The following is a 20,878-nucleotide window of genomic DNA, read 5'->3' on the forward strand; positions in this document are numbered from 1 at the left end:
CATGCAGACCGCAGAGATCCGCCGTCGTTGGCTCCAGTTCTTCGGTGACCGCGGCCACACCGTCGTCCCGTCCGCGTCGCTCGTCTCGGACGACCCGTCGCTGCTGTTCACGGTGGCCGGCATGGTGCCGTTCATCCCGTACCTGACCGGGCTCATCCCGGCGCCGTACCCCCGCGCCACGAGCGTCCAGAAGTGCATCCGCACCAACGACATCGAAGAGGTCGGCAAGACCCCGCGGCACGGCACGTTCTTCCAGATGAACGGCAACTTCTCGTTCGGCGACTACTTCAAGGAGCAGGCGATCCAGTACGCCTGGGAGTTCCTGACCGACCCGGAGTCCGACGGCGGGCTCGGCTTCTCGGCGGACGACCTCTGGGTCACCGTCTACGAAGAGGACGACGAGGCGATCGAGTTCTGGAAGCGGCACTCGACGCTGCCGGACGACCGCATCCAGCGCCTCGGCAAGGACACGAACTACTGGTCGACGGGGCAGCCTGGTCCGGCCGGCCCCTGCTCGGAGATCTTCTTCGACCGTGGCCCGGCGTACGGCGTCGACGGCGGTCCCGCGACCGACGACGACCGCTACGTCGAGATCTGGAACCTGGTGTTCATGCAGTACCAGATCGCCGACGTGCGGTCGAAGTACGACTTCGAGATCACCGGCGAGCTGCCGAACAAGAACATCGACACCGGCATGGGGCTCGAGCGCGTCGCCTTCATCAAGCAGGGCGTCGACAACATGTACGAGATCGACCAGGTCCGCCCGGTCCTCGACAAGGCCGCCGAGGTCTCGGGCCGTCGCTACGGCGCCGACCACGAGGACGACGTCCGGATGCGCGTCATCGCGGACCACGTCCGTTCGGCGCTCATGCTCATCACCGACGGTGTTTCGCCGTCCAACGAGGGTCGTGGCTACATCCTCCGTCGCCTGCTCCGTCGCACCGTGCGCGCGATGCGGCTGCTCGGGGTCGAGGGTGCGACCTTCCCCCAGCTGTTCCCGGCGTCGCGCGACGCCATGCGCGACGCCTACCCCGAGGTCGGCGAGCAGTACGACCGCATCGCCCGGATCGCCTACGCGGAAGAGGAGACGTTCCTCCGCACGCTCGCGCAGGGCACGACGATCCTCGACGTCGCCGTCGACCGCGCCAAGCAGGACGGCCGTCCGTCGATCGGCGGGGACACCGCCTTCCTGCTGCACGACACGTTCGGCTTCCCGATCGACCTGACCATGGAGATGGCCGAGGAGGCGGGCGTCCACGTCGACCGTTCCGCGTTCGAGACGCTGATGTCCGAGCAGCGCTCGCGTGCCAAGGCCGATGCGAAGAGCAAGAAGACCGCCCTCGCCGACCTCAGCGTCTACAGCGCGTTCCGTGCCGCGGGGGAGACCGTCTTCCTCGGCTACGACGCCCTGCAGGCCGAGAGCCGGATCCTCGGTCTGATCGTCGACGGCCGGAGCGTCGACCGTGCGGTCGTCGGCGACATCGCCGAGGTCATCCTCGGCGAGACCTCTCTCTACGCCGAGTCCGGTGGCCAGGACGCTGACCAGGGGGCGATCGTCGGCAACGGCTTCGACCTCGAGGTGCTCGACGTGCAGCGCCCGGTGTCCGGCCTCTGGAGCCACACCGTCCAGGTGCGCTCCGGCGAGGTCGGTGTCGGTGACCCGGCGACGACCCTGGTCGACGCCGAGTACCGCCGTGGTGCGACCCAGGCCCACTCGGCCACGCACCTGGTGAACGCGGCGCTCCGCGACGTCCTCGGCCCGGAGGCACTGCAGGCCGGCTCGTACAACAAGGCCGGCTACATGCGCCTCGACTTCTCGTGGAGCCAGCCGGTGTCGCTCGAGACCCGCTCCGAGATCGAGGAGGTCGTGAACACCGCGATCCGCTCCGACCTCGAGGTCTCCACGCGCATCCTGCCCATCGACGACGCCAAGGCCCTCGGGGCCCAGGCGCTGTTCGGCGAGAAGTACGGCGCCGAGGTCCGCATGGTCGACATCGGCGGCCCGTGGTCCCGGGAACTCTGCGGTGGCATCCACGTGGCCTCCAGCTCCCAGGTCGGCCTCGTCAACCTCGTCGGCGAGTCCAGCGTCGGGTCGACCAACCGCCGTGTCGAGGCCCTCGTCGGCCTCGAGGGCTTCCGCGAGCTCGCCGTCGAGCGGACCATCGTGTCCCAGCTCTCGAGCGCACTCAAGGCGCCGCGTGACGACCTCCCGGGCCGTGTGCAGTCGCTGCTCGAGGACCTGAAGACGGCCCAGAAGCGCATCGCCGAGTTCGAGTCGGCGAACCTGCAGCAGCGCGTGCCGGCGATCGCCCGGACCGCCGAGCGCGTGGGTGCCGTGGCGCTCGTCGCCCAGGTGGTCGACGGGCTCTCCTCCGGCGACGACCTCCGTGCCCTCGCCACCGGTGTCCGGGGTCAGATCGGCTCCGACGCCGCCGTGGTCGTGCTCGGTGCCGTCATCGGCGGCAAGCCGGTCGTCATCGTCGCGACCAACGACGCCGCCCGTTCCGCCGGTGTCCAGGCGGGGCCGCTCGCCAAGGAGGCCGCCGGTGTCCTCGGCGGTGGTGGCGGCGGCAAGCCGGACCTCGCGCAGGGCGGTGGCACCGACGCGTCGGCGCTTCCCGCGGCCCTCCGCGCCGTGTCCGACCGCATCGCGGCCTGACGGTGACGGTCCGCTCCGGGCGCCGGCTCGGCATCGACGTCGGCCGCGCCCGGATCGGGGTGGCGGTGTGTGACCGCGACGGGCTCCTCGCCACCCCGGTCGAGACCGTCCGTCGGGACGACTCGGCCGACCTCCGGCGGATCCTGGCGATCGCGGAGGAGTACGACGTCCTCGAGATCGTCGTCGGACTCCCGCTCTCGATGTCCGGTGGGGACACCCCCTCCACGACCGACGCCCGGGACTTCGCCGCCCGGATCGCGGCGCACCGGCCGGTCCGGCTCGTCGACGAGCGACTCTCGACGGTCACAGCGCAGCGCGGGCTCCACCAGGCGGGGAAGAACACGAAGAAGTCGCGGGCCGTGATCGACCAAGCGGCCGCTGTTATCATTCTGCAACATGCGCTCGACCACGAGCGCGCAGCCGGCGCCCCACCCGGGGCCGAACTCCCCTGACAGCTGCCCTCCCGGACCCGCCCCAGCGGACCGGAGCCGCGCGGGGTTCCCGACCGAGAGACCGAGGACCGTTGGCAGACGATCTGGACTGGAACGCGATCATCGCGACCGGCAGCGACGCCGGACGCCGTGACCGCACGGGGACCCGCCGAGGCGAGGGACCCACCGAGACGCCCACGGACGACCCGCCGCTGTCGCGTCGGGAAGCCCGTGCTGCGCGTGCACGAGCCGCAGCAGCTGCATCGGCATCGGCATCGGCCGACGATGCCGTCGATCCGACCGCGTACCGACCCGACGACGACGGCGACCAGCGTCCCGACGCTGCCGGGAGGCCCGCCCCCCGTCCCGGCGTCGGCGCCGCTCCCGCAGGTGACGACGTCCACCCCGACGTGCACGCCCTCCTCGGTGGCTCGCTGCACAGCGGTCCGGTGCCCGGCACCGCGGCACCGGCCGACGGAAGCCCGGCCGACGGAGGCCCGGCCGACGGCGTCGACGAGGACCACGGGCAGCAGCCCCGACGACGCGGCACCTGGCAGGGGGTCGACGTCGGATCGCCTCTCCCGGACGGCACTGGGCGGGTCGGCGACGACCCGGACGGCGACCCCGTGGACGGCGACGCCCTGGCGAGCACGAGTGGTGCCGGTGGCACCGGCGGCGAAAGTGGCCGTGGTGGCGACGGTGGCGGGCGACGTGGCGGACGTGGGGGAGTCTCCCGGCCGCCGCGCGACGAGCGTCCGCCGCGACGCAAGGGGCCCCTCATCGCCGGGATCGTCATCGTGGCGATCGTGGTCGCTGGCGGTGCGGTCGCCTACAACTTCGCGGCACCGAAGATCCAGGCCATCGCCAGCGCGATCTCGGGGTCGCAGGAGAGCGACGACTACACCGGCGACGGCACCTCGAAGGTGACGATCACGATCAAGGACGGCGACATCGGTGAGGACGTCGCCGCGACGCTGCAGCGGAGCGGTGTGGTGAAGACCTCGAAGGTCTTCTACCAGCTCCTGCTCTCGTCGCCGAACGTGCAGTTCCAGCCCGGCTCGTACTCGCTGAAGAAGAAGATGAGCTCGAAGGCCGCGCTGACGGCTCTGCAGGACAAGGCCAACCGGGTCGAGGACCCGTCGATCGTGATCCCCGAGGGCACGGCGCTGCAGGACATCGAGGCCGGCATGGTCTCGAAGGCCGGGCTGAGCAAGGCCGACGTCGAGGCTGCAGCCGAGGACGTCTCCGCGTACGGCCTGCCGTCGGGTGTCACCACGCTCGAGGGCTGGCTGTTCCCCGCCACCTACCCGATCAACCCGAAGTGGACGGCGAAGCAGTACTTCCAGACCATGGTCGACACCATGAAGCAGCACCTGGAGACCGCCGGTGTCGCCGCCGCAGATCAGGAGCGCGTCGTCGTCTTCGCGTCGCTCGTGCAGAAGGAAGCCGGCCTCGCAGCCGACTACCCGAAGGTCGCGCGGGTCTTCCAGAACCGACTCGACGACGGCATGCTCCTGCAGTCCGACGCGACGGTGGCGTACGGCACGGGCAACACGCACCGTGTGACGACGACGGACGCCGAACGTGCGGACCGGTCCAACCCGTACAACACCTACCAGCACGAGGGGCTGCCGCCCGCACCGATCTCCAACCCGGGCGACCTCGCCATCAACGCGGTGACGAAGATGGCGACCGGCAACTGGCACTACTTCGTGACGGTCGACCTCGAGAGCGGTGAGACCGTGTTCTCGGACACGCTCGCGCAGCACGAGCAGGCCGTGCAGCGTTTCCAGGCCTGGCTGCGCGCCCACCCCGCCTACCAGTAGTCGGTCGGACCACCAGCAGGACCTCGCGCGACGGGCGGCGGTCGGTGCACCTCGCGGTACACCGGCCGCCGCCCGTCGCTGTGGGAGGATGTCGTCATGCTTCGTTGGTTGACCGCTGGTGAGTCCCACGGACCCGAACTGATCGCCATGATGGAAGGCCTCCCGGCCGGCGTCCCGGTGTCGTACGAGTCCATCCGCGCCGACCTCGCGCGCCGCAAGCTCGGCTACGGGCGTGGCTCGCGCATGAAGTTCGAGCAGGACGAGCTCCACCTGTCCGGCGGCGTCCGACACGGCCTCTCGATGGGCAGCCCCATCGCGATCCGCATCGGGAACACCGAGTGGCCGAAGTGGGTCGAGGTGATGAACCCCGAGCCCGTCGAGCAGACCGACGCGTCGCGTGGCCGAGGTGCACCGTTGACCCGTCCGCGGCCCGGGCACGCCGACCTGGTCGGCATGCAGAAGTACGGCTTCGACGAGGCCCGGCCGATCCTCGAGCGCGCGTCCGCCCGTGAGACCGCCGCGCGGGTCGCCCTCGGCGCCGTCGCGAAGTCCTTCCTCGCCGAACTCGGCATGACCTCGGTGGCGCACACCCTGCAGGTCGGGACCGTCCGGGTGCCGGACGACGCCGCACTGCCCGTGCCCGAGGACGTCGACCGCCTCGACGACGACCAGCTGCGCTGCTTCGACCCCGCGACCTCCGAGCGCATGGTGACCGAGGTCGAGGCGGCCAAGAAGGACGGCGACACCCTGGGCGGCGTCGTCGAGGTCCTGTTCTACGGCGTCCCACCGGGGCTCGGCTCGCACGTGCAGTGGGACCGTCGTCTCGACGCCCGACTGGCGGCGGCGATCATGGGGATCCAGGCGATCAAGGGCGTCGAGGTCGGGGACGGCTTCGCGACCGCGGCCCGACGTGGCTCAGCCGCCCACGACGAACTCCAGCGCGAGGACGGCGAGATCGTCCGGAGGACCGACCGCGCCGGCGGGACCGAGGGCGGCATGTCCACGGGCACCGTGCTCCGCGTCCGTGCCGCGATGAAGCCGATCGCCACCGTGCCGCACGCCCTGCAGACCATCGACGTCGCCACCGGCGAGGACGCGGCCGCACACCACCAGCGCTCGGACGTCTGCGCGGTGCCGGCATCCGGGGTCGTGGCAGAGGCGATGGTGGCACTCGTGCTCGCCGACGCCGTGCTCGAGAAGTTCGGTGGGGACAGCGTCGCCGAGACCAAGCGCAACCTCGAGGGCTACCTCGCCGCGATCCCGGACACGCTCCGGACGCGTCGCACCGAGTCGTCCGCGCAGACCCCCGCCTGGTGACCGGGGCCGACGTCCCGCCCGGGGCAGTCCAGGCCGGGGCCGCGGTCCCGCCCGTCGTCGTCATCGGGCCGATGGGTGCCGGCAAGTCGAGCGTCGGGCGCCGGGTCGCGAAGGCCCTGGGCGTGCCGTTCACCGACACCGACCGGGTGATCGCACGCGAACACGGTCCGATCCCGCAGCTCTTCGCCGAACGCGGCGAGCCGGCCTTCCGGGAACTCGAGGCCGCGGCGGTCCGTCGCGCCATGCAGATCGGCGGCGTCGTCTCGGTCGGCGGGGGAGCGGTCATGCACCCGGAGACCCGCGCCGCGATGGCGGGCGCGCACGTCGTGCTCCTCACCGTCACGGCCGAGGCGGTCGCCGCGCGGATCGCCGGTAGTGACCGCCCGCTCATCGCCTCGGGTGGCATCGACGCCTGGCAGGCGATCCTGGACGAGCGGGCGGCGACGTACGCCGAGCTCGCCCACGTGGTGTTCGACACCTCGCGCCGACCCATGTCCCGGGTCGCCGACGACGTCGTCACCTGGGTCCGCGACAGCGCACCCGCCGGCACCCACACCCCACCTCCCCCCACCTCCGACGAAGGAGCACCGTGACCGAGTCGACCCTGCCCGAGGGCACCACCGAGATCCGCGTCGGCGGCCAGGACGGCTACGTCGTCGCGGTCGGCAACGGCCTGCTCGCGTCGGTCCCCGCCCTGCTCGGTCCGCGAGTGGCGAAGGTCCTCATCGTGCACGCCCCGACCCTGGGTGCCCGCGCCGAGGACCTCCGTCAGCTGCTCGTCGGCGCGGGGCTCGAGGCCCTCATCGCCGAGGTGCCCGACGCCGAGGCCGCGAAGCGGATCGAGGTCGCCTCGTTCTGCTGGCAGGTCATGGGGCAGTCGGACTTCACCCGCACCGACGCCGTGATCGGCCTCGGCGGCGGTGCCGTCACCGACCTCGCCGGCTTCGTCGCCGCCACCTGGCTGCGCGGTGTGCCGTACCTGTCGATGCCGACGACGGTCCTCGGGCTGGTCGACGCGAGCGTCGGTGGCAAGACCGGCATCAACACGAACGAGGGCAAGAACCTGGTCGGGGCCTTCGCCGCCCCGCGCGCCGTGGTCGGTGACCTGGACCTGCTCCGCACCCTGCCACGGAACGAGATCCTGGCGGGCTTCGCCGAGATCGTGAAGGCCGGGTTCATCGCCGTGCCGGAGATCCTCGACGTGATCGAGGCGGACGTCGACCGCGTGACCGACCCGACGACGCCGGAGTTCCGCCGCGTGGTCGAACTCGCGATCGAGCTGAAGGCCCAGGTCGTGTCCGAGGACTTCACCGAGCAGGGCCGCCGCGAGGTGCTCAACTACGGGCACACCCTCGGCCACGCCATCGAGCACGCCGAGCGGTACCAGTGGCGACACGGTGCAGCGGTGGCGGTCGGCATGGTGTTCGCCGCCGAGCTGGCACGCCTCACCGGGCACCTGGACGACGCCACGGTCGACCGGCACCGCTCGATCCTGGATTCGCTGTCGCTCCCGACGACCTACCCGCTCGGCCGGTGGCAGAGCCTCCTGGCGACGATGCGCCGCGACAAGAAGGCCCGCGCCGGCATGCTCCGGTTCATCATCCTCGATGCCGTCGGCAAGCCGGTGACGCTCGAGGGACCGGAGGACCACCTGCTCTTCACCGCCTACCAAGAGGTGGGTGCCTAAGAGCTGTACCCCGGTCGGCCCCAGGCCCGCGGAGCAGACTGACGGCGTGCCGAACCCGCCCCGCCTCAGCGACTTCTCCACCCAGCAGCGCCAGGAGCCCTCGGGTCTCCGCAGCCGCGGCCGCCGTTTCACCGAGGTGCTCGGGATCGCCCGTCGGCACGCGCTGCTGCCGTTCCGTCGGTTGGACTTCTCCCGGGACCCGGCCACCGCCGACCTGCGCCGTGACCAGGCGGACCACCTGCGCCGGGCACTCGAGGAAGCGGGCGGCGGTTTCGTGAAGATGGGCCAGCTCCTGTCGACCCGCGACGACCTGCTGCCCGAGGAGTGGACCGAGGGTCTCGCGCACCTGCAGCGGGGCGTCCGTCCCGCGGACCCGGTCGAGGTCGCGGCGTTGCTCGAGGCCGAACTCGGCGCGCCGGTGTCCGAGGTGTTCGCGTCGTTCGACTCGGAACCGGTCGCCGCGGCCTCGATCGCGCAGGTGCACCGCGCCCGGCTCACCGACGGCACCGCGGTGGCCGTGAAGGTCCAGCGCCCCGGCATCGACGCAGCCGTCCGGCGGGACGTCGACATCGCGCTCCGCGTCGTGCGGTTCCTCACCCGGACCTCCGCCCAGGCTCGTCAGCTCGGGGTGGTGCAGGTCGCCGAGCAGTACGGTGCGGACCTGATCCGCCAGGTGGACTTCTCGGCCGAGCTCCGCAACCTCGAGTCCCTCCGCGCCGCCCAGGCCCGCAGCGCCCGACCCGACGAGGTCCGGTTCCCGGAGCCGTACCGCGACCTGTCGAGCCGTCGCGTGCTCGTGATGGAGTTCCTCGAGGGGGACACGCTCAGCGCCATCCGAGCAGAGCGCTCCGACCGTGACCTCGACGAGCCGATGCGGGCGATCCTGCGGTCGTTCCTGCGCCAGGTCGTCTTCGACGGGGTCTACCACGCGGACCTGCACCCGGGGAACGTCCTGGTGCTACCCGACGGTCGGCCCGCCCTCATCGACTTCGGCTCGGTCGGGAGGCTCGACCCGGGTCTCCGGGACACGGTCCAGGAACTCCTCGCCGCCTACCTGCAGGACGACACCTCGCGCATCGCCGACGCGGTGCTCCGGATGGCCCCGGTCCGCAACGCCGAGGACGAGTCCGACTTCCGTCGGGACATGGCCCGTTTCGTCGCGGAGGAGCTCGGTCCGGGCGCACGGATCGGGGTCGAGACGGTCGACGACGCCGTCGCGGTGTTCGGGCGGTACCGGCTCCGTGCGCCGGCGGACTTCGTGGCGGCGGCCCGGGCCCTGGCGATCTTCGAGGGCACGCTCCGCACGCTGACCCCGTCGTTCGACCTGCTCGAGGAGTCGCGCGGCCTGGCTGCGGAGCAGATCCGCGACCAGCTCCGTCCGGCCGCGATCCGGAACGTGCTGGTGCGCGAACTGTTCGGCCTCGTCACCTCGGCACGTCGGCTCCCACGACGCATCGACAAGATCACCGAGGCGGTCGAGGCCGGCCGCCTGTCGGTGAACATCCGCCTGCTCAGCGATCGACGGGACAGGCAGACGGTGTCGGGCATGATCCGTCGGGTGCTGCTCGTGCTCCTGGGAGCCGGGTCGGGCCTCCTGGCCGTGGTGTACCTGGCGACGCCCGCGCGACCGACCGCGGTGATCAGCACGCTCGTGGCCGGCGCCCTGCTCGGCGGCACCTGCGTCGTCCTGCTCGCCTGGGCAGCGATCGACGCCTGGCTCGCGCGCCGACGGCAGTAGCCCGTCCGCTACACTCGTCCGGGGCTCCACGAGCCCGGACTCCTTCACAACACCATCGAACGGAAGACCAATGGCGAGTACCACTGACATCAAGAACGGCGCCGTTCTCATCATCGACGGGCAGCTCTGGTCGGTCGTCGAGTTCCAGCACGTGAAGCCGGGCAAGGGCGGCGCCTTCGTGCGCACCAAGCTCAAGCAGGTCGTCTCCGGCAAGGTCGTCGACCGCACCTTCAACGCCGGCGCGAAGATCGAGACCGCCGTGGTGGACCGTCGCGACTTCCAGTACCTCTACGAGGACGGCGACTCGTACGTCTTCATGGACCAGGACACCTACGACCAGGTCAACGTCCCGGCGGCCGTCGTCGGTGACGCGCGCAACTTCCTGCTCGAGTCCGCGCAGGTCACCATCGCGATGAACGAGGGCAACCCGCTCTACGTCGAGCTCCCGACCTCGATCGTCACCACGATCGAGACCGAGCCGGGCCTGCAGGGTGACCGCTCCTCCGGCGGCACCAAGCCGGCGACGATCGTCACGGGCTACCAGATCCAGGTCCCGCTGTTCCTCGAGAGCGGCACGAAGGTCAAGGTCGACACGCGTGACGGCAACTACCTCGGCCGCGTCAACGACTAGGCGCTGACCGGATGAGTGCTCGTTCCAAGGCGCGGAAGCGCGCCCTCGACATGCTCTACGTGGCCGAGGTGCGCGAGCTGCCGATCGCGGACGTCCTGGCGACCGAGACGGTCCGCCACCTCGACCAGCCGGAGCGTGCCTCCAGCTGGGACTACGCGCGGCAGATCGTCACGGGCATCGACGAAGCCCGGTACGAGATCGACGGCGTGATCGCCGACCACGCGCAGGGCTGGTCGATCGCCCGCATGCCGGTGCTCGACCGCTGCATCCTGCGCATGGGGGTCTGGGAGCTGCGGTTCAACCCGGAGGTCCCCGACGCGGTCGCGATCGCCGAAGCCGTCGAGCTCGCGCAGTCGCTCTCCACGGACGACTCGGCCGGCTTCGTGAACGGTGTCCTCGGCGCCGTCGCGAGCGGCCGCGGACCGTCCGGTCGGACTGTCGCGGAGGACCAGGAGTCCCGCTAGGCTCGAAGCCGTCAGCATCCTTGAAGCCGTCCAGAGAGACGGGAGCCGTCCAGAGAGGCGGGGAAGGAGGTCGGCGTGGGTACCAGAACGGTCCTGCAGCAACCCGACATCACGCGTGCTCTGACGCGCATCGCGCACGAGATCCTCGAGGCCAACCACGGTGGCTCGGAACTCGTGCTGCTCGGCATCCCGACCCGTGGGGCCGTCCTCGCCGAGCGCCTCGGTCGCATCCTCGCCGACATCGAGCCCGGGTGGGAGTCCGCCGCCGCGGGGATCGGCAGTGAGCGGGTCGGCGCACTCGACGTCACGATGTACCGGGACGACCTGCGCCGGGGCATCGGTCGTGCGCCACACCCGACGGTGATCCCGGCCGGCGGCGTCGACGGCAGGGTCGTCGTCCTGGTCGACGACGTGCTGTACTCCGGCCGGACGGTCCGGGCAGCACTCGACGCGCTGCAGGGCATCGGGCGGCCCCGCGCCGTGCGCCTGGCGGTGCTCGTCGACCGCGGCCACCGCGAACTGCCGATCCGCGCCGACCACGTCGGCAAGAACCTGCCGACGGCGGGCGACGAACGGGTCACGCTGCACCTGACCGAGACGGACGGTGTCGACGACGTCGTCATCGAACAGGGCGGTACCGAACAGGGTGGTGCGTCGTGAGGCACCTGCTCTCCACCGCCGACCTGTCACGCGACGACGCCATCGGGATCCTCGACGTCGCCGAGGAGATGGCCGAGGTCAACACACGAGAGGTCCGGAAGCTCCCGGCGCTCCGCGGTCGGACGATCGTGAACCTCTTCTTCGAGGACTCGACCCGCACGCGCATCTCGTTCGAGGCCGCCGCCAAGCGGCTGTCCGCGGACGTCATCAACTTCGCCGCGAAGGGCTCCAGCGTCTCGAAGGGCGAGTCCCTCAAGGACACCGTGCAGACCCTCGACGCCATGGGCATCGACGGCATCGTCATCCGCCACGGGGCCTCCGGCGCTCCGCGCGTGCTCGCCGAGGCGGACTGGATCGACGTGCCCGTCGTCAACGCGGGTGACGGCACCCACGAGCACCCCACGCAGGCGCTCCTCGACGCCTTCACGATGCGCCGCCGTCTGCACGGCACCGACAGCCGCGGGCAGGGGCTCGACGGGGTCCGGGTGCTCATCGTGGGCGACGTGCTGCACAGCCGCGTCGCCCGGAGCAACGCCTGGCTGCTCCGGACGCTCGGTGCACACGTCACCTTCGCCGCCCCGCCGACACTGCTGCCGGCGGTCGACCGTCCCTTCGGCGCCGCCGTGCACCACGACCTCGACGCCGCACTGGCCGAGGACCCGGACGTCGTGATGACCCTCCGGATCCAGCAGGAGCGGATGGACGACGCCTTCTTCCCGAACCCGCGTGAGTACACGCGGCACTTCGGGCTGACCGCCGCGCGGTTCGCCCGGCTGCCCGAGCGGACGCTCGTGATGCACCCCGGACCGATGAACCGGGGCCTCGAGATCGCCGGGGTCGCCGCGGACGACGCTCGCTCGACCGTGGTGGAACAGGTCGCGAACGGCGTCTCGGTCCGGATGGCCGTGCTCTACCTCGCCCTCACCGGTGACCACCAGAAGGAGACCGTCGCATGACCGCACACCTCATCCGTGGCGCGCAGCTGGTCGACGGCTCGCGTGCCGACATCCGCCTGGAGGGACGGCTCGTCACCGCGGTCGGGTCCGGTCTCGACGCGGCTGGTGCGACGGTGGTCGACGCCGACGGGCTGCTCGCCCTGCCGGGCCTGGTCGACCTGCACACCCACCTCCGGGAACCCGGGCACGAGGAGTCCGAGACCGTCCTCTCCGGCTCGCGGGCCGCGGCCGCCGGCGGTTTCACGGCCGTGAACGCGATGGCGAACTCCTCGCCGGTCGCGGACACCGCCGGGGTCGTCGAGCAGGTGCAGGCGCTCGGGGACGACGCCGGGTACGTCACGGTCCGTCCGATCGGTGCCGTCTCGCAGGGGCTGCAGGGCACGCACCTGTCCGAGATCGGTGCCATGGCGACCTCACGCGCGAAGGTCCGGGTGTTCTCGGACGACGGCTCGTGCGTCGCCGACCCGCTGCTGATGCGCCGGGCGCTCGAGTACATCAAGGGCTTCGGCGGCGTGCTCGCACAGCACGCGCAGGAGCCCCGTCTGACGGTCGGCGCGCAGATGAACGAGGGCCGACTGTCGTCCGAACTCGGTCTGGCGGGCTGGCCGGCCGTGGCGGAGGAGTCGATCATCGCGCGAGACGTCCTGCTCGCAGACCACGTCGGAGCTCGGCTGCACGTCTGCCACGTCTCGACCGCCGGCAGCGTCGAGGTGATCCGCTGGGCCAAGTCCCGCGGCATCGACGTCACGGCCGAGGTCACACCGCACCACCTGCTGCTCACGGAGGACCTGATCGCCGGGCACGACGGCACCCCGGGCTACGACGCCCGGTACAAGGTGAACCCGCCGCTCCGCCGCCGCGAGGACGTCGAGGCACTCCGCGCCGCCCTGGCCGACGGCACGATCGACATCGTCGCGACCGACCACGCCCCGCACCCCGCCGAGGCCAAGCACTGCGAGTGGCCCGCCGCCGCGAACGGCATGGTCGGGCTCGAGTCCGCGTTGAGCGTGGTGCACGCCGCCGTGGTCGAGGACGGCCGACTGGACTGGGCCGACGTCGCCCGTGTGCTGTCGAGCGCGCCGGCCCGGATCGGCCAGGTCACGGGCCACGGCCACGCGATCGCCGCGGGTGCGCCGGCCGAGATCACCCTCTACGACCCCGCGGCGGGCCGCGAGTTCTCGGTGGCCGACCTGCACGGGCAGTCGCAGAACTCGCCGTACGTCGGGATGCGGCTGCCCGGCCGGGTCGTCGCGACCTTCCACCACGGCGAGCCGACGGTGCTCGACGGGCAGCTCGTCGACGCCGACACCGTCGCGGCCCGGGCTGCAGCGGCACGGGTGGCGACGGCATGAGCGGTGACACGGCGCGCTGGCTGCTCGGCGGGGTCATCCTGCTCGCGGTGGCCGCGCTGTACGTCGCGATGGCGCGCACGTGGCGGACGCGGAGCCGACGGCAGGCGGAGGCCGTGCCTCCCGTCCCGGTGCCGGCCGACCGTGGTCCGGCGGCCGGGTCGTGGGACGGGTTCACCGTCGCGACGACCCGAGCGGACCAACCGCTCGAACGGATCACCGCCGGCGGACTCGGCTTCCGCGGCCGCGGCGGCGTGACCGTGCACGCGACCGGCGTCGTGCTGCACCACGCCGGCGTGGACGACCGGTGGATCGCCCGGAGCGCCGTCCGCGGTGCCGACCGGGCCACGTGGGCGATCGACCGAGTGGTCGAGCCCGGGGGACTGGTCCGACTGCAATGGACGGCGACCGGCGCCGCAGCTGCGACGGACCTCGACACCTACTTCCGGTTCCCGGAGGGCGACGCGGAAGCGCTCACCGCCCTGCAGGGACTGGCGACGACGAACGACTCCCCGCACACTGCGGGCGAAGGGACGAACTCATGACACGCGAACGGGCCGTACTGGTCCTCGAAGACGGCACCCGGTACGACGGCTGGGCCTACGGCGCCCGTGGGCGCACGCTCGGCGAGGTGGTCTTCGCGACCGGCATGACCGGCTACCAGGAGACGCTCACCGACCCCTCCTACGCCGGGCAGATCGTGGTGCAGACCGCGCCGCACATCGGCAACACCGGTGTCAACGACGAGGACCCCGAGTCCCGGCGCATCTGGGTCGCGGGGTACGTCGTGCGCGACCCGAGCCGCGTGGTGTCGAACCACCGCGCGGACGCGTCGCTCGACGAGCACTTGGTGCGCGACGGCATCGTCGGGATCTCCGGGATCGACACCCGCGCCCTCACCCGTCGCATCCGCGACGCGGGTGCCATGAAGGGCGGCGTGTTCAGCGGGGCGGATGCCACGCTCGACGCCGACGAGCAGCTCCGGATCGTCACCGAGCAGGCCGGCATGGCGGGGAAGAACCTCTCCGCCGAGGTCTCCACGGCCGAGGAGTACGTCGTCGAGCCGGTCGGCGAGCGGATCGGCACGCTGGCCGTCCTCGACCTCGGCGTGAAGTCGTCGACGACCCGTTACCTGTCGGAGCGCGGCTTCGAGGTGCACGTGCTGCCGCAGGACGTCACGGTCGAGCGGCTCCGCGAACTCGACCCCGACGCGCTCTTCTACTCGAACGGCCCCGGCGACCCGTCGGCGTCCGACGCGCAGGTGTCCCTGCTGCAGGAGAGCCTCCGCGACGGCCGGCCGTTCTTCGGGATCTGCTTCGGCAACCAGCTGCTCGGCCGTGCCCTGGGCTTCGGCACGTACAAGCTGCCGTTCGGTCACCGCGGCATCAACCAGCCGGTGCTCGACACGACGACCGGCAAGGTCGAGATCACGAGCCAGAACCACGGCTTCGCGGTCGACGCGCCCGTCGGTGAGGTCCTCGAGTCCCCGGTCGGCTTCGGTCGTGTCGAGGTCTCGCACTACTCACTGAACGACAACGTCGTGGAGGGCCTCCGGGCGCTCGACATCCCCGCGTTCAGCGTGCAGTACCACCCCGAGGCCGCCGCCGGACCGCACGACAGCATGTACCTCTTCGACCGCTTCCGGGACATGGTGCTCGCCCGACGGCAGGGAGCGCCGCTCGACGCGGCCACCACCGACGCCACCACGCCTGCCGCCGACATCACGAAGGAGGGCAACTGATGCCCAAGCGCACCGACATCAGCTCCGTCCTGGTCATCGGCTCCGGCCCGATCGTGATCGGGCAGGCCGCCGAGTTCGACTACTCGGGCACGCAGGCCTGCCGCGTCCTCCGCGCGGAGGGCGTCCGCGTCATCCTGGTGAACCCGAACCCGGCGACGATCATGACCGACCCGGACTTCGCCGACGCGACCTACATCGAGCCGATCACGAACGCGTCGCTCGAGGAGATCATCCGCATCGAGCAGCCGGACGCCGTCCTGCCGACCCTGGGCGGACAGACCGCGCTGAACGCCGCGATCTCCCTCGACGAAGCAGGCATCCTCGAGAAGTACGGCGTCGAGCTCATCGGCGCGAAGGTCGACGCCATCCAGCGCGGTGAGGACCGGCAGCTCTTCAAGGAGCTCGTCCTCGAGTCCGGTGCCGACGTCGCCCGCAGCCACATCGCGCACACCCTGGAGGAGGCGAAGGAGTTCGCGAAGGACCTCGGCTACCCGCTCGTGGTCCGCCCGTCCTTCACGATGGGCGGTCTCGGCTCCGGCTTCGCCTACGACGAGTCGGAACTCGTGCGCTTCGTCGGCGACGGTCTGCAGTCCAGCCCGACGACCGAGGTCCTGCTCGAGGAGTCGATCCTGGGGTGGAAGGAGTACGAGCTCGAGCTGATGCGGGACAACGCCGACAACACCGTCGTCGTCTGCTCGATCGAGAACGTCGACCCGGTCGGCGTGCACACCGGCGACTCGATCACCGTCGCCCCGGCGCTGACGCTGACCGACCGCGAGTACCAGAACATGCGGAACATCGGCATCGACATCATCCGCCGCGTCGGGGTCGACACCGGCGGGTGCAACATCCAGTTCGCGGTCGACCCGGCGAACGGCCGTCTGATCGTCATCGAGATGAACCCGCGCGTCTCCCGCTCCTCGGCGCTCGCGTCGAAGGCGACGGGCTTCCCGATCGCCAAGATCGCCGCGAAGCTGGCCATCGGGTACCGCCTGGACGAGATCCAGAACGACATCACCCGCGTCACTCCGGCGAGCTTCGAGCCGACGCTCGACTACGTCGTCGTGAAGACCCCGCGCTTCGCGTTCGAGAAGTTCCCGGCCGCCGACGCCACGCTCACCACCACGATGAAGAGCGTCGGCGAGGCGATGGCGATCGGCCGCAACTACGCCACCGCGCTGCAGAAGTCGCTCCGCTCGCTCGAGAAGCGCGGGTCGAGCTTCCACTGGGACGTGCCGGCCGACCAGCTCGACAAGGCCGCCCTGCTCGAGAAGTCCTCGGTCCCGACCGACGGCCGCATCGTCACGGTGCAGCAGGCCCTCGTCGCTGGCGCCACCGCGGCAGAGGTCTTCGAGGCCACGAAGATCGACCCGTGGTTCATCGACCAGATCGTGCTCATCAACGAGGTCGCGGACGAGGTCCGTGCCGCCGAGACCCTGGACGCGGACACCGTCCGGTGGGCCAAGGAGCACGGCTTCAGCGACGCGCAGATCGCGGCGCTCCGCGGGGTCTCCGAGCAGGAGGCGCGCGACCAGCGACACGCGCTCGGCATCCGCCCGGTGTTCAAGACGGTCGACACCTGCGCCGGCGAGTTCCCCGCCCTGACGCCGTACCACTACTCGTCCTACGACACCGAGACCGAGGTCGCCCCGAGCGACCGCAAGAAGGTCGTCATCCTGGGCTCCGGTCCGAACCGCATCGGCCAGGGCGTCGAGTTCGACTACTCCTGCGTGCACGCGTCCTTCGCGCTGAGCGACGCCGGGTTCGAGACGATCATGATCAACTGCAACCCGGAGACGGTCTCGACCGACTACGACACCTCGGACCGGCTCTACTTCGAGCCGCTCACGGTGGAGGACGTGCTCGAGGTCATCGAGGCCGAGCAGGCGTCCGGCCAGGTGGTGGGCGTCGTCGTGCAGCTCGGCGGCCAGACCGCACTGGGCCTGGCGAAGCCCCTCGAGGCCGCGGGCATCCCGATCCTCGGCACCACGCCGGACGCGATCGACCTGGCGGAGGAGCGTGGGGCGTTCTCGCGCATCCTCGACGAAGCAGGCCTGCTCGCGCCGAAGAACGGCACCGCCCACGACCTGGCCAGCGCCACCGCGGTCGCCGAGGGCATCGGCTACCCGGTGCTCGTCCGTCCGTCCTTCGTGCTCGGCGGCCGCGGCATGGAGATCGTCTACGACTCCGCCACCCTCGCCGACTACTTCGACCGGATGGCCGACCAGGCGATCATCGGCCCGGACCTGCCGCTGCTCGTGGACCGGTTCCTCGATGACGCGGTCGAGATCGACATCGACGCGCTCTACGACGGCGAGCGGCTCTACGTCGGCGGCATCATGGAGCACATCGAAGAGGCCGGCATCCACTCCGGCGACTCGTCCTGCACCCTGCCCCCGGTCGGCCTCGGCCGCGCCGAGATCCAGGCCGTCGTCGACGCGACCGAGAAGATCGCGCGCGGGGTCGGCGTCCGCGGACTCCTCAACGTGCAGTTCGCCATCGCCGCCGGGGTGCTCTACGTCCTCGAGGCGAACCCCCGCGCCAGCCGCACGGTCCCGTTCGTCTCGAAGGCGCTCGGCATCGCACTGGCCAAGGCCGCGGCACGCATCATGACCGGCACGAGTGTCGACGGCCTGGTCGCCGAGGGACTGCTGCCGGCACGCGACGGCGCCTTCGTCCCGATGGAGGCCCCGATCGCCGTGAAGGAGGCCGTGCTGCCCTTCCGTCGCTTCCGCACCCGCGAGGGTCAGGTCGTCGACTCGGTGCTCAGCCCCGAGATGCGCTCCACCGGAGAGGTCATGGGCATCGACCGCGACTTCCCGCGGGCGTTCCTCAAGAGCCAGGAGGCCGCCTACGGTGGTCTGCCCACCAGCGGCACCGTGTTCGTGAGCGTCGCGGACACCGACAAGCGCGCCATCGTCCTGCCGGTGCACCGCCTGCAGCAGCTGGGCTTCACGATCATCGCCACCGAGGGCACCGCCGAGGTGCTCCGCCGCAACGGCATCCTGGTCGGCACCGTCGGCAAGTACAGCCAGGGGCAGGAGAGCGTCGTCGACCTGCTCGCCCGCAACGAGGTCGACATCGTCATCAACACCCCGAGCGGTGCCGCCGGTCGCGCGGACGGGTACGAGATCCGCGCGGCCACCGTGGCGGCGGACAAGCCGCTGTTCACGACGATCTCGCAGCTCGGCGCCGCCGTCGCGGCGATCGAGACGATCGGGACGCCGCACAGTGTCCGGAGCCTGCAGGACTACGCGCTCGAGCGGGCGGGCTGGTGACCCCAGGTCTGCACGGAGGCCCGACCCCGTTCGGCGTCCGGCTCGCGGCCGCCATCGAGTCGCGGTCGGCGCTCTGCGTCGGGATCGACCCCCACGCCGCCACCCTGGCGGCGTGGGGGCTCGGCCGCGACGAGGCCGGTCTCACCGCCTTCGGCGCCGCCCTGGTCGACGCCGCCGCGGGGCGAGCGGCTGTCGTGAAGCCGCAGATCGCGTTCTTCGAGGCGGCGGGGGTGCCCGGGTACCGAGCGCTCGAGGCGACGATCGGTCGCGCGCGTGATGCGGGCCTCCTGGTCGTCGCGGACGTCAAACGCGGCGACATCGGTTCGACCGGCGACGACTACGCCCTGGCGTGGCTGGACCGTGACGGCCCGTTCACGGCGGACGCGATGACGGTGTCGCCGTACCTCGGGTACGGCTCGCTGTCCGGGACCGTCGCCGTCGCCCGCGAGAACGGTGCGGGCGTGTTCGTCCTCGCCGCGACGAGCAACCCGGAGGCGCGTGTGCTGCAGACAGCGGTGCTCGCCGAGGGCCCGCGTGCCGGCCGGACCGTGGCGGCCGGTATCGTCGTGGACGTGGCAGACGACAACCGGACGAGCGCCGACCAGCCCCTGGGGGACGTCGGGCTGGTCCTCGGCGCGACCCTCGACCTCGACGACTTCGGCATCACGGCCGACGAGATCGGCACCGCCCCGGTCCTCGCACCCGGCTTCGGTGCGCAGGGGGCCCGGATCCAGGACCTCCGCGCGCTGTACGGCAGCCGGGCGGAGCAGGTCCTCGTGAGCGAGTCCCGCGGGCTGCTCGGCGACGGGCCGAACGGTGTCGCCGCACTCGTCGCCGACCGTGCCGACCGGATCGCACGCGCGCTGGGGACGGCGGCGTGAGCGACGAGCAGGCGGACGTCCGGTCCGACGACACCGATCCCGGCCGCTCGGCCCTGCCGGCGCACCGCAACCCGCCGGAGGTCGACCGGGTCGCGGCCGCGAAGGCCGCCGTCGCCGCACGACGCGCACGCGCCGCGGTCAAGTCGGCGATCGCCACCGGCGAGCGGTCGCCGCTCGAGGTCGCCCGTTCCGCCTGGTCTGAGGACGAGTCCGTCGTCGCGACCACCGCGGCCGAACGCTCGCTCCGCGTCCGTGACCTGCTCACGAGTCTGCCCGGTGTCGGACCGGCCCGGGCGGAGGCCGTGATGGGTGCGCTGCGGATCGCCCCGTCGAAGCGCCTCGGGGGACTCGGCAGCCGGCAGCGGACCGAACTGGCGGACTGGCTCGCCCAGCGCGGACGCAAGCGCGCGGCGTCGAAGCTCGTCGTGCTCGCCGGACCCACCGCGGTCGGCAAGGGCACGGTCAGCGCGTACATCCGTGAGCAGTACCCCGAGGTGAACCTCAGCGTCTCCGCGACGACCCGGAAGCCCCGCCCGGGCGAGGTCGACGGCGTGCACTACTACTTCGTGGACGACGCCGAGTTCGACCGGATGATCCGCGACCGCGAGCTGCTCGAGTACGCGACCGTGCACAACTCCTACCGGTACGGCACCCCGCGCCCGCCGATCGACCGCGCGCTCGACGCCGGCGAGAAGGTCATGCTCGAGATCGACCTGCAGGGCGCCCGCCAGGTGCGGGACGCGATGCCCGAGGCCGTCCTGGTGTTCCTGCTGCCGCCGACGTGGGACGAACTCGTCCGTCGGCTCATCGGCCGCGGCACCGAGACGCCCGAGGAGCAGACCCGCCGACTCGAGACCGCGAAGGTGGAGCTCGCGGCCCAGGACGAGTTCGACGTGCGGATCGTGAACTCCGATGTCAGCACGGCGGCACGCGAGGTCGTAGACTTGTTCTCTGCGCCCTGACCGGTGCACCGACGACGAGGAGCAACCCCATGGCCAACCCCCAGGGCATCATCGACCCGCCCATCGACGACCTGCTCAGCAAGGTCGAGTCGAAGTACGCGCTCGTGATCTTCGCTTCGAAGCGCGCTCGCCAGATCAACGACTACTACGCCGACCTGCACGAAGGCTCGCTCTTCGACAACGTCGGCCCGCTCGTCGACTCGACGATCGACGACAAGCCGCTCTCGGTCGCGCTCCACGAGATCAACGAGGACAAGCTGACCGTCACCAAGCAGCAGCAGCCCTCCGCCTGATCCCG

General features: G+C 71.4%; 18 protein-coding genes. All 18 read left to right on the top strand.

All coding sequences use genetic code 11. The annotated features are described in order from the left end of the window. Position 1 precedes the first annotated feature (1 nt). Positions 2–2,659, top strand: coding sequence for an alanine--tRNA ligase (gene alaS, locus DEI89_RS01055; RefSeq protein WP_110902177.1), 2,658 nt, complete (start codon positions 2–4; stop codon positions 2,657–2,659). A 2-nt stretch (positions 2,660–2,661) separates the two neighbouring features. Continuing rightward, on the top strand, positions 2,662–3,111 hold the full coding sequence (ruvX, locus tag DEI89_RS01060; RefSeq protein ID WP_110902178.1) for a Holliday junction resolvase RuvX: 450 nt from the start codon (positions 2,662–2,664) through the stop codon (positions 3,109–3,111). 71 nt (positions 3,112–3,182) lie between these two features. Continuing rightward, positions 3,183–4,916, top strand: coding sequence for an endolytic transglycosylase MltG (gene mltG / locus DEI89_RS01065; protein WP_181421446.1), 1,734 nt, complete (start codon positions 3,183–3,185; stop codon positions 4,914–4,916). A 96-nt stretch (positions 4,917–5,012) separates the two neighbouring features. Further along, a complete protein-coding gene (gene aroC / locus DEI89_RS01070) occupies positions 5,013–6,233 on the top strand; it encodes a chorismate synthase (RefSeq protein ID WP_110902180.1) in 1,221 nt (406 codons plus the stop codon). A gap of 71 nt (positions 6,234–6,304) precedes the next feature. Next, the gene (locus DEI89_RS01075) at positions 6,305–6,826 is read left to right on the top strand and encodes a shikimate kinase (RefSeq protein WP_110902480.1); all 522 of its coding nucleotides are present in this window, start codon (positions 6,305–6,307) and stop codon (positions 6,824–6,826) included. Then, positions 6,823–7,920 carry a 3-dehydroquinate synthase gene (aroB, locus tag DEI89_RS01080; RefSeq protein ID WP_375334685.1) on the top strand — a complete coding sequence of 366 codons (1,098 nt, stop codon included), beginning with the start codon at positions 6,823–6,825 and terminating at the stop codon, positions 7,918–7,920. Before DEI89_RS01075 ends, aroB begins: the two co-directional genes overlap by 4 nt. A 46-nt stretch (positions 7,921–7,966) precedes the next feature. Further along, the gene (locus DEI89_RS01085; RefSeq protein WP_110902181.1) at positions 7,967–9,658 is read left to right on the top strand and encodes an AarF/ABC1/UbiB kinase family protein; all 1,692 of its coding nucleotides are present in this window, start codon (positions 7,967–7,969) and stop codon (positions 9,656–9,658) included. A gap of 70 nt (positions 9,659–9,728) precedes the next feature. Continuing rightward, positions 9,729–10,289, top strand: a complete 561-nt coding sequence (efp, locus tag DEI89_RS01090; RefSeq protein WP_110902182.1) for an elongation factor P — start codon at positions 9,729–9,731, stop codon at positions 10,287–10,289. A gap of 11 nt (positions 10,290–10,300) precedes the next feature. Continuing rightward, the gene (nusB, locus tag DEI89_RS01095; protein ID WP_110902183.1) at positions 10,301–10,753 is read left to right on the top strand and encodes a transcription antitermination factor NusB; all 453 of its coding nucleotides are present in this window, start codon (positions 10,301–10,303) and stop codon (positions 10,751–10,753) included. Between the two features lie 75 nt (positions 10,754–10,828). Beyond that, positions 10,829–11,413, top strand: a complete 585-nt coding sequence (gene pyrR, locus DEI89_RS01100) for a bifunctional pyr operon transcriptional regulator/uracil phosphoribosyltransferase PyrR (protein WP_110902184.1) — start codon at positions 10,829–10,831, stop codon at positions 11,411–11,413. Then, positions 11,410–12,369, top strand: a complete 960-nt coding sequence (locus DEI89_RS01105; protein WP_110902185.1) for an aspartate carbamoyltransferase catalytic subunit — start codon at positions 11,410–11,412, stop codon at positions 12,367–12,369. The genes pyrR and DEI89_RS01105 overlap by 4 nt, the downstream gene beginning before the upstream one ends. Next, positions 12,366–13,721: a dihydroorotase gene (locus DEI89_RS01110; RefSeq protein WP_110902186.1), complete on the top strand. Its 1,356-nt coding sequence runs from the start codon at positions 12,366–12,368 to the stop codon at positions 13,719–13,721. Before DEI89_RS01105 ends, DEI89_RS01110 begins: the two co-directional genes overlap by 4 nt. Further along, a complete protein-coding gene (locus DEI89_RS01115; protein WP_110902187.1) occupies positions 13,718–14,263 on the top strand; it encodes a hypothetical protein in 546 nt (181 codons plus the stop codon). Before DEI89_RS01110 ends, DEI89_RS01115 begins: the two co-directional genes overlap by 4 nt. After that, entirely contained in the window at positions 14,260–15,459 is a 1,200-nt protein-coding gene (gene carA, locus DEI89_RS01120) for a glutamine-hydrolyzing carbamoyl-phosphate synthase small subunit (protein ID WP_110902188.1), read from the top strand. Before DEI89_RS01115 ends, carA begins: the two co-directional genes overlap by 4 nt. Then, complete coding sequence (gene carB / locus DEI89_RS01125) at positions 15,459–18,737, top strand: carbamoyl-phosphate synthase large subunit (protein ID WP_110902189.1); 3,279 nt, start codon at positions 15,459–15,461, stop codon at positions 18,735–18,737. The genes carA and carB overlap by 1 nt, the downstream gene beginning before the upstream one ends. Beyond that, positions 18,734–19,618: an orotidine-5'-phosphate decarboxylase gene (gene pyrF / locus DEI89_RS01130; protein ID WP_258368601.1), complete on the top strand. Its 885-nt coding sequence runs from the start codon at positions 18,734–18,736 to the stop codon at positions 19,616–19,618. Before carB ends, pyrF begins: the two co-directional genes overlap by 4 nt. A 53-nt stretch (positions 19,619–19,671) precedes the next feature. Then, on the top strand, positions 19,672–20,580 hold the full coding sequence (gene gmk, locus DEI89_RS01135; RefSeq protein WP_110902482.1) for a guanylate kinase: 909 nt from the start codon (positions 19,672–19,674) through the stop codon (positions 20,578–20,580). Between the two features lie 29 nt (positions 20,581–20,609). After that, positions 20,610–20,873, top strand: coding sequence for a DNA-directed RNA polymerase subunit omega (gene rpoZ, locus DEI89_RS01140; RefSeq protein ID WP_110902190.1), 264 nt, complete (start codon positions 20,610–20,612; stop codon positions 20,871–20,873). Positions 20,874–20,878: the final 5 nt, after the last annotated feature.

Origin of the sequence: Curtobacterium sp. MCBD17_030, from assembly GCF_003224255.1 — a bacterium.
Lineage (GTDB): Bacteria > Actinomycetota > Actinomycetes > Actinomycetales > Microbacteriaceae > Curtobacterium.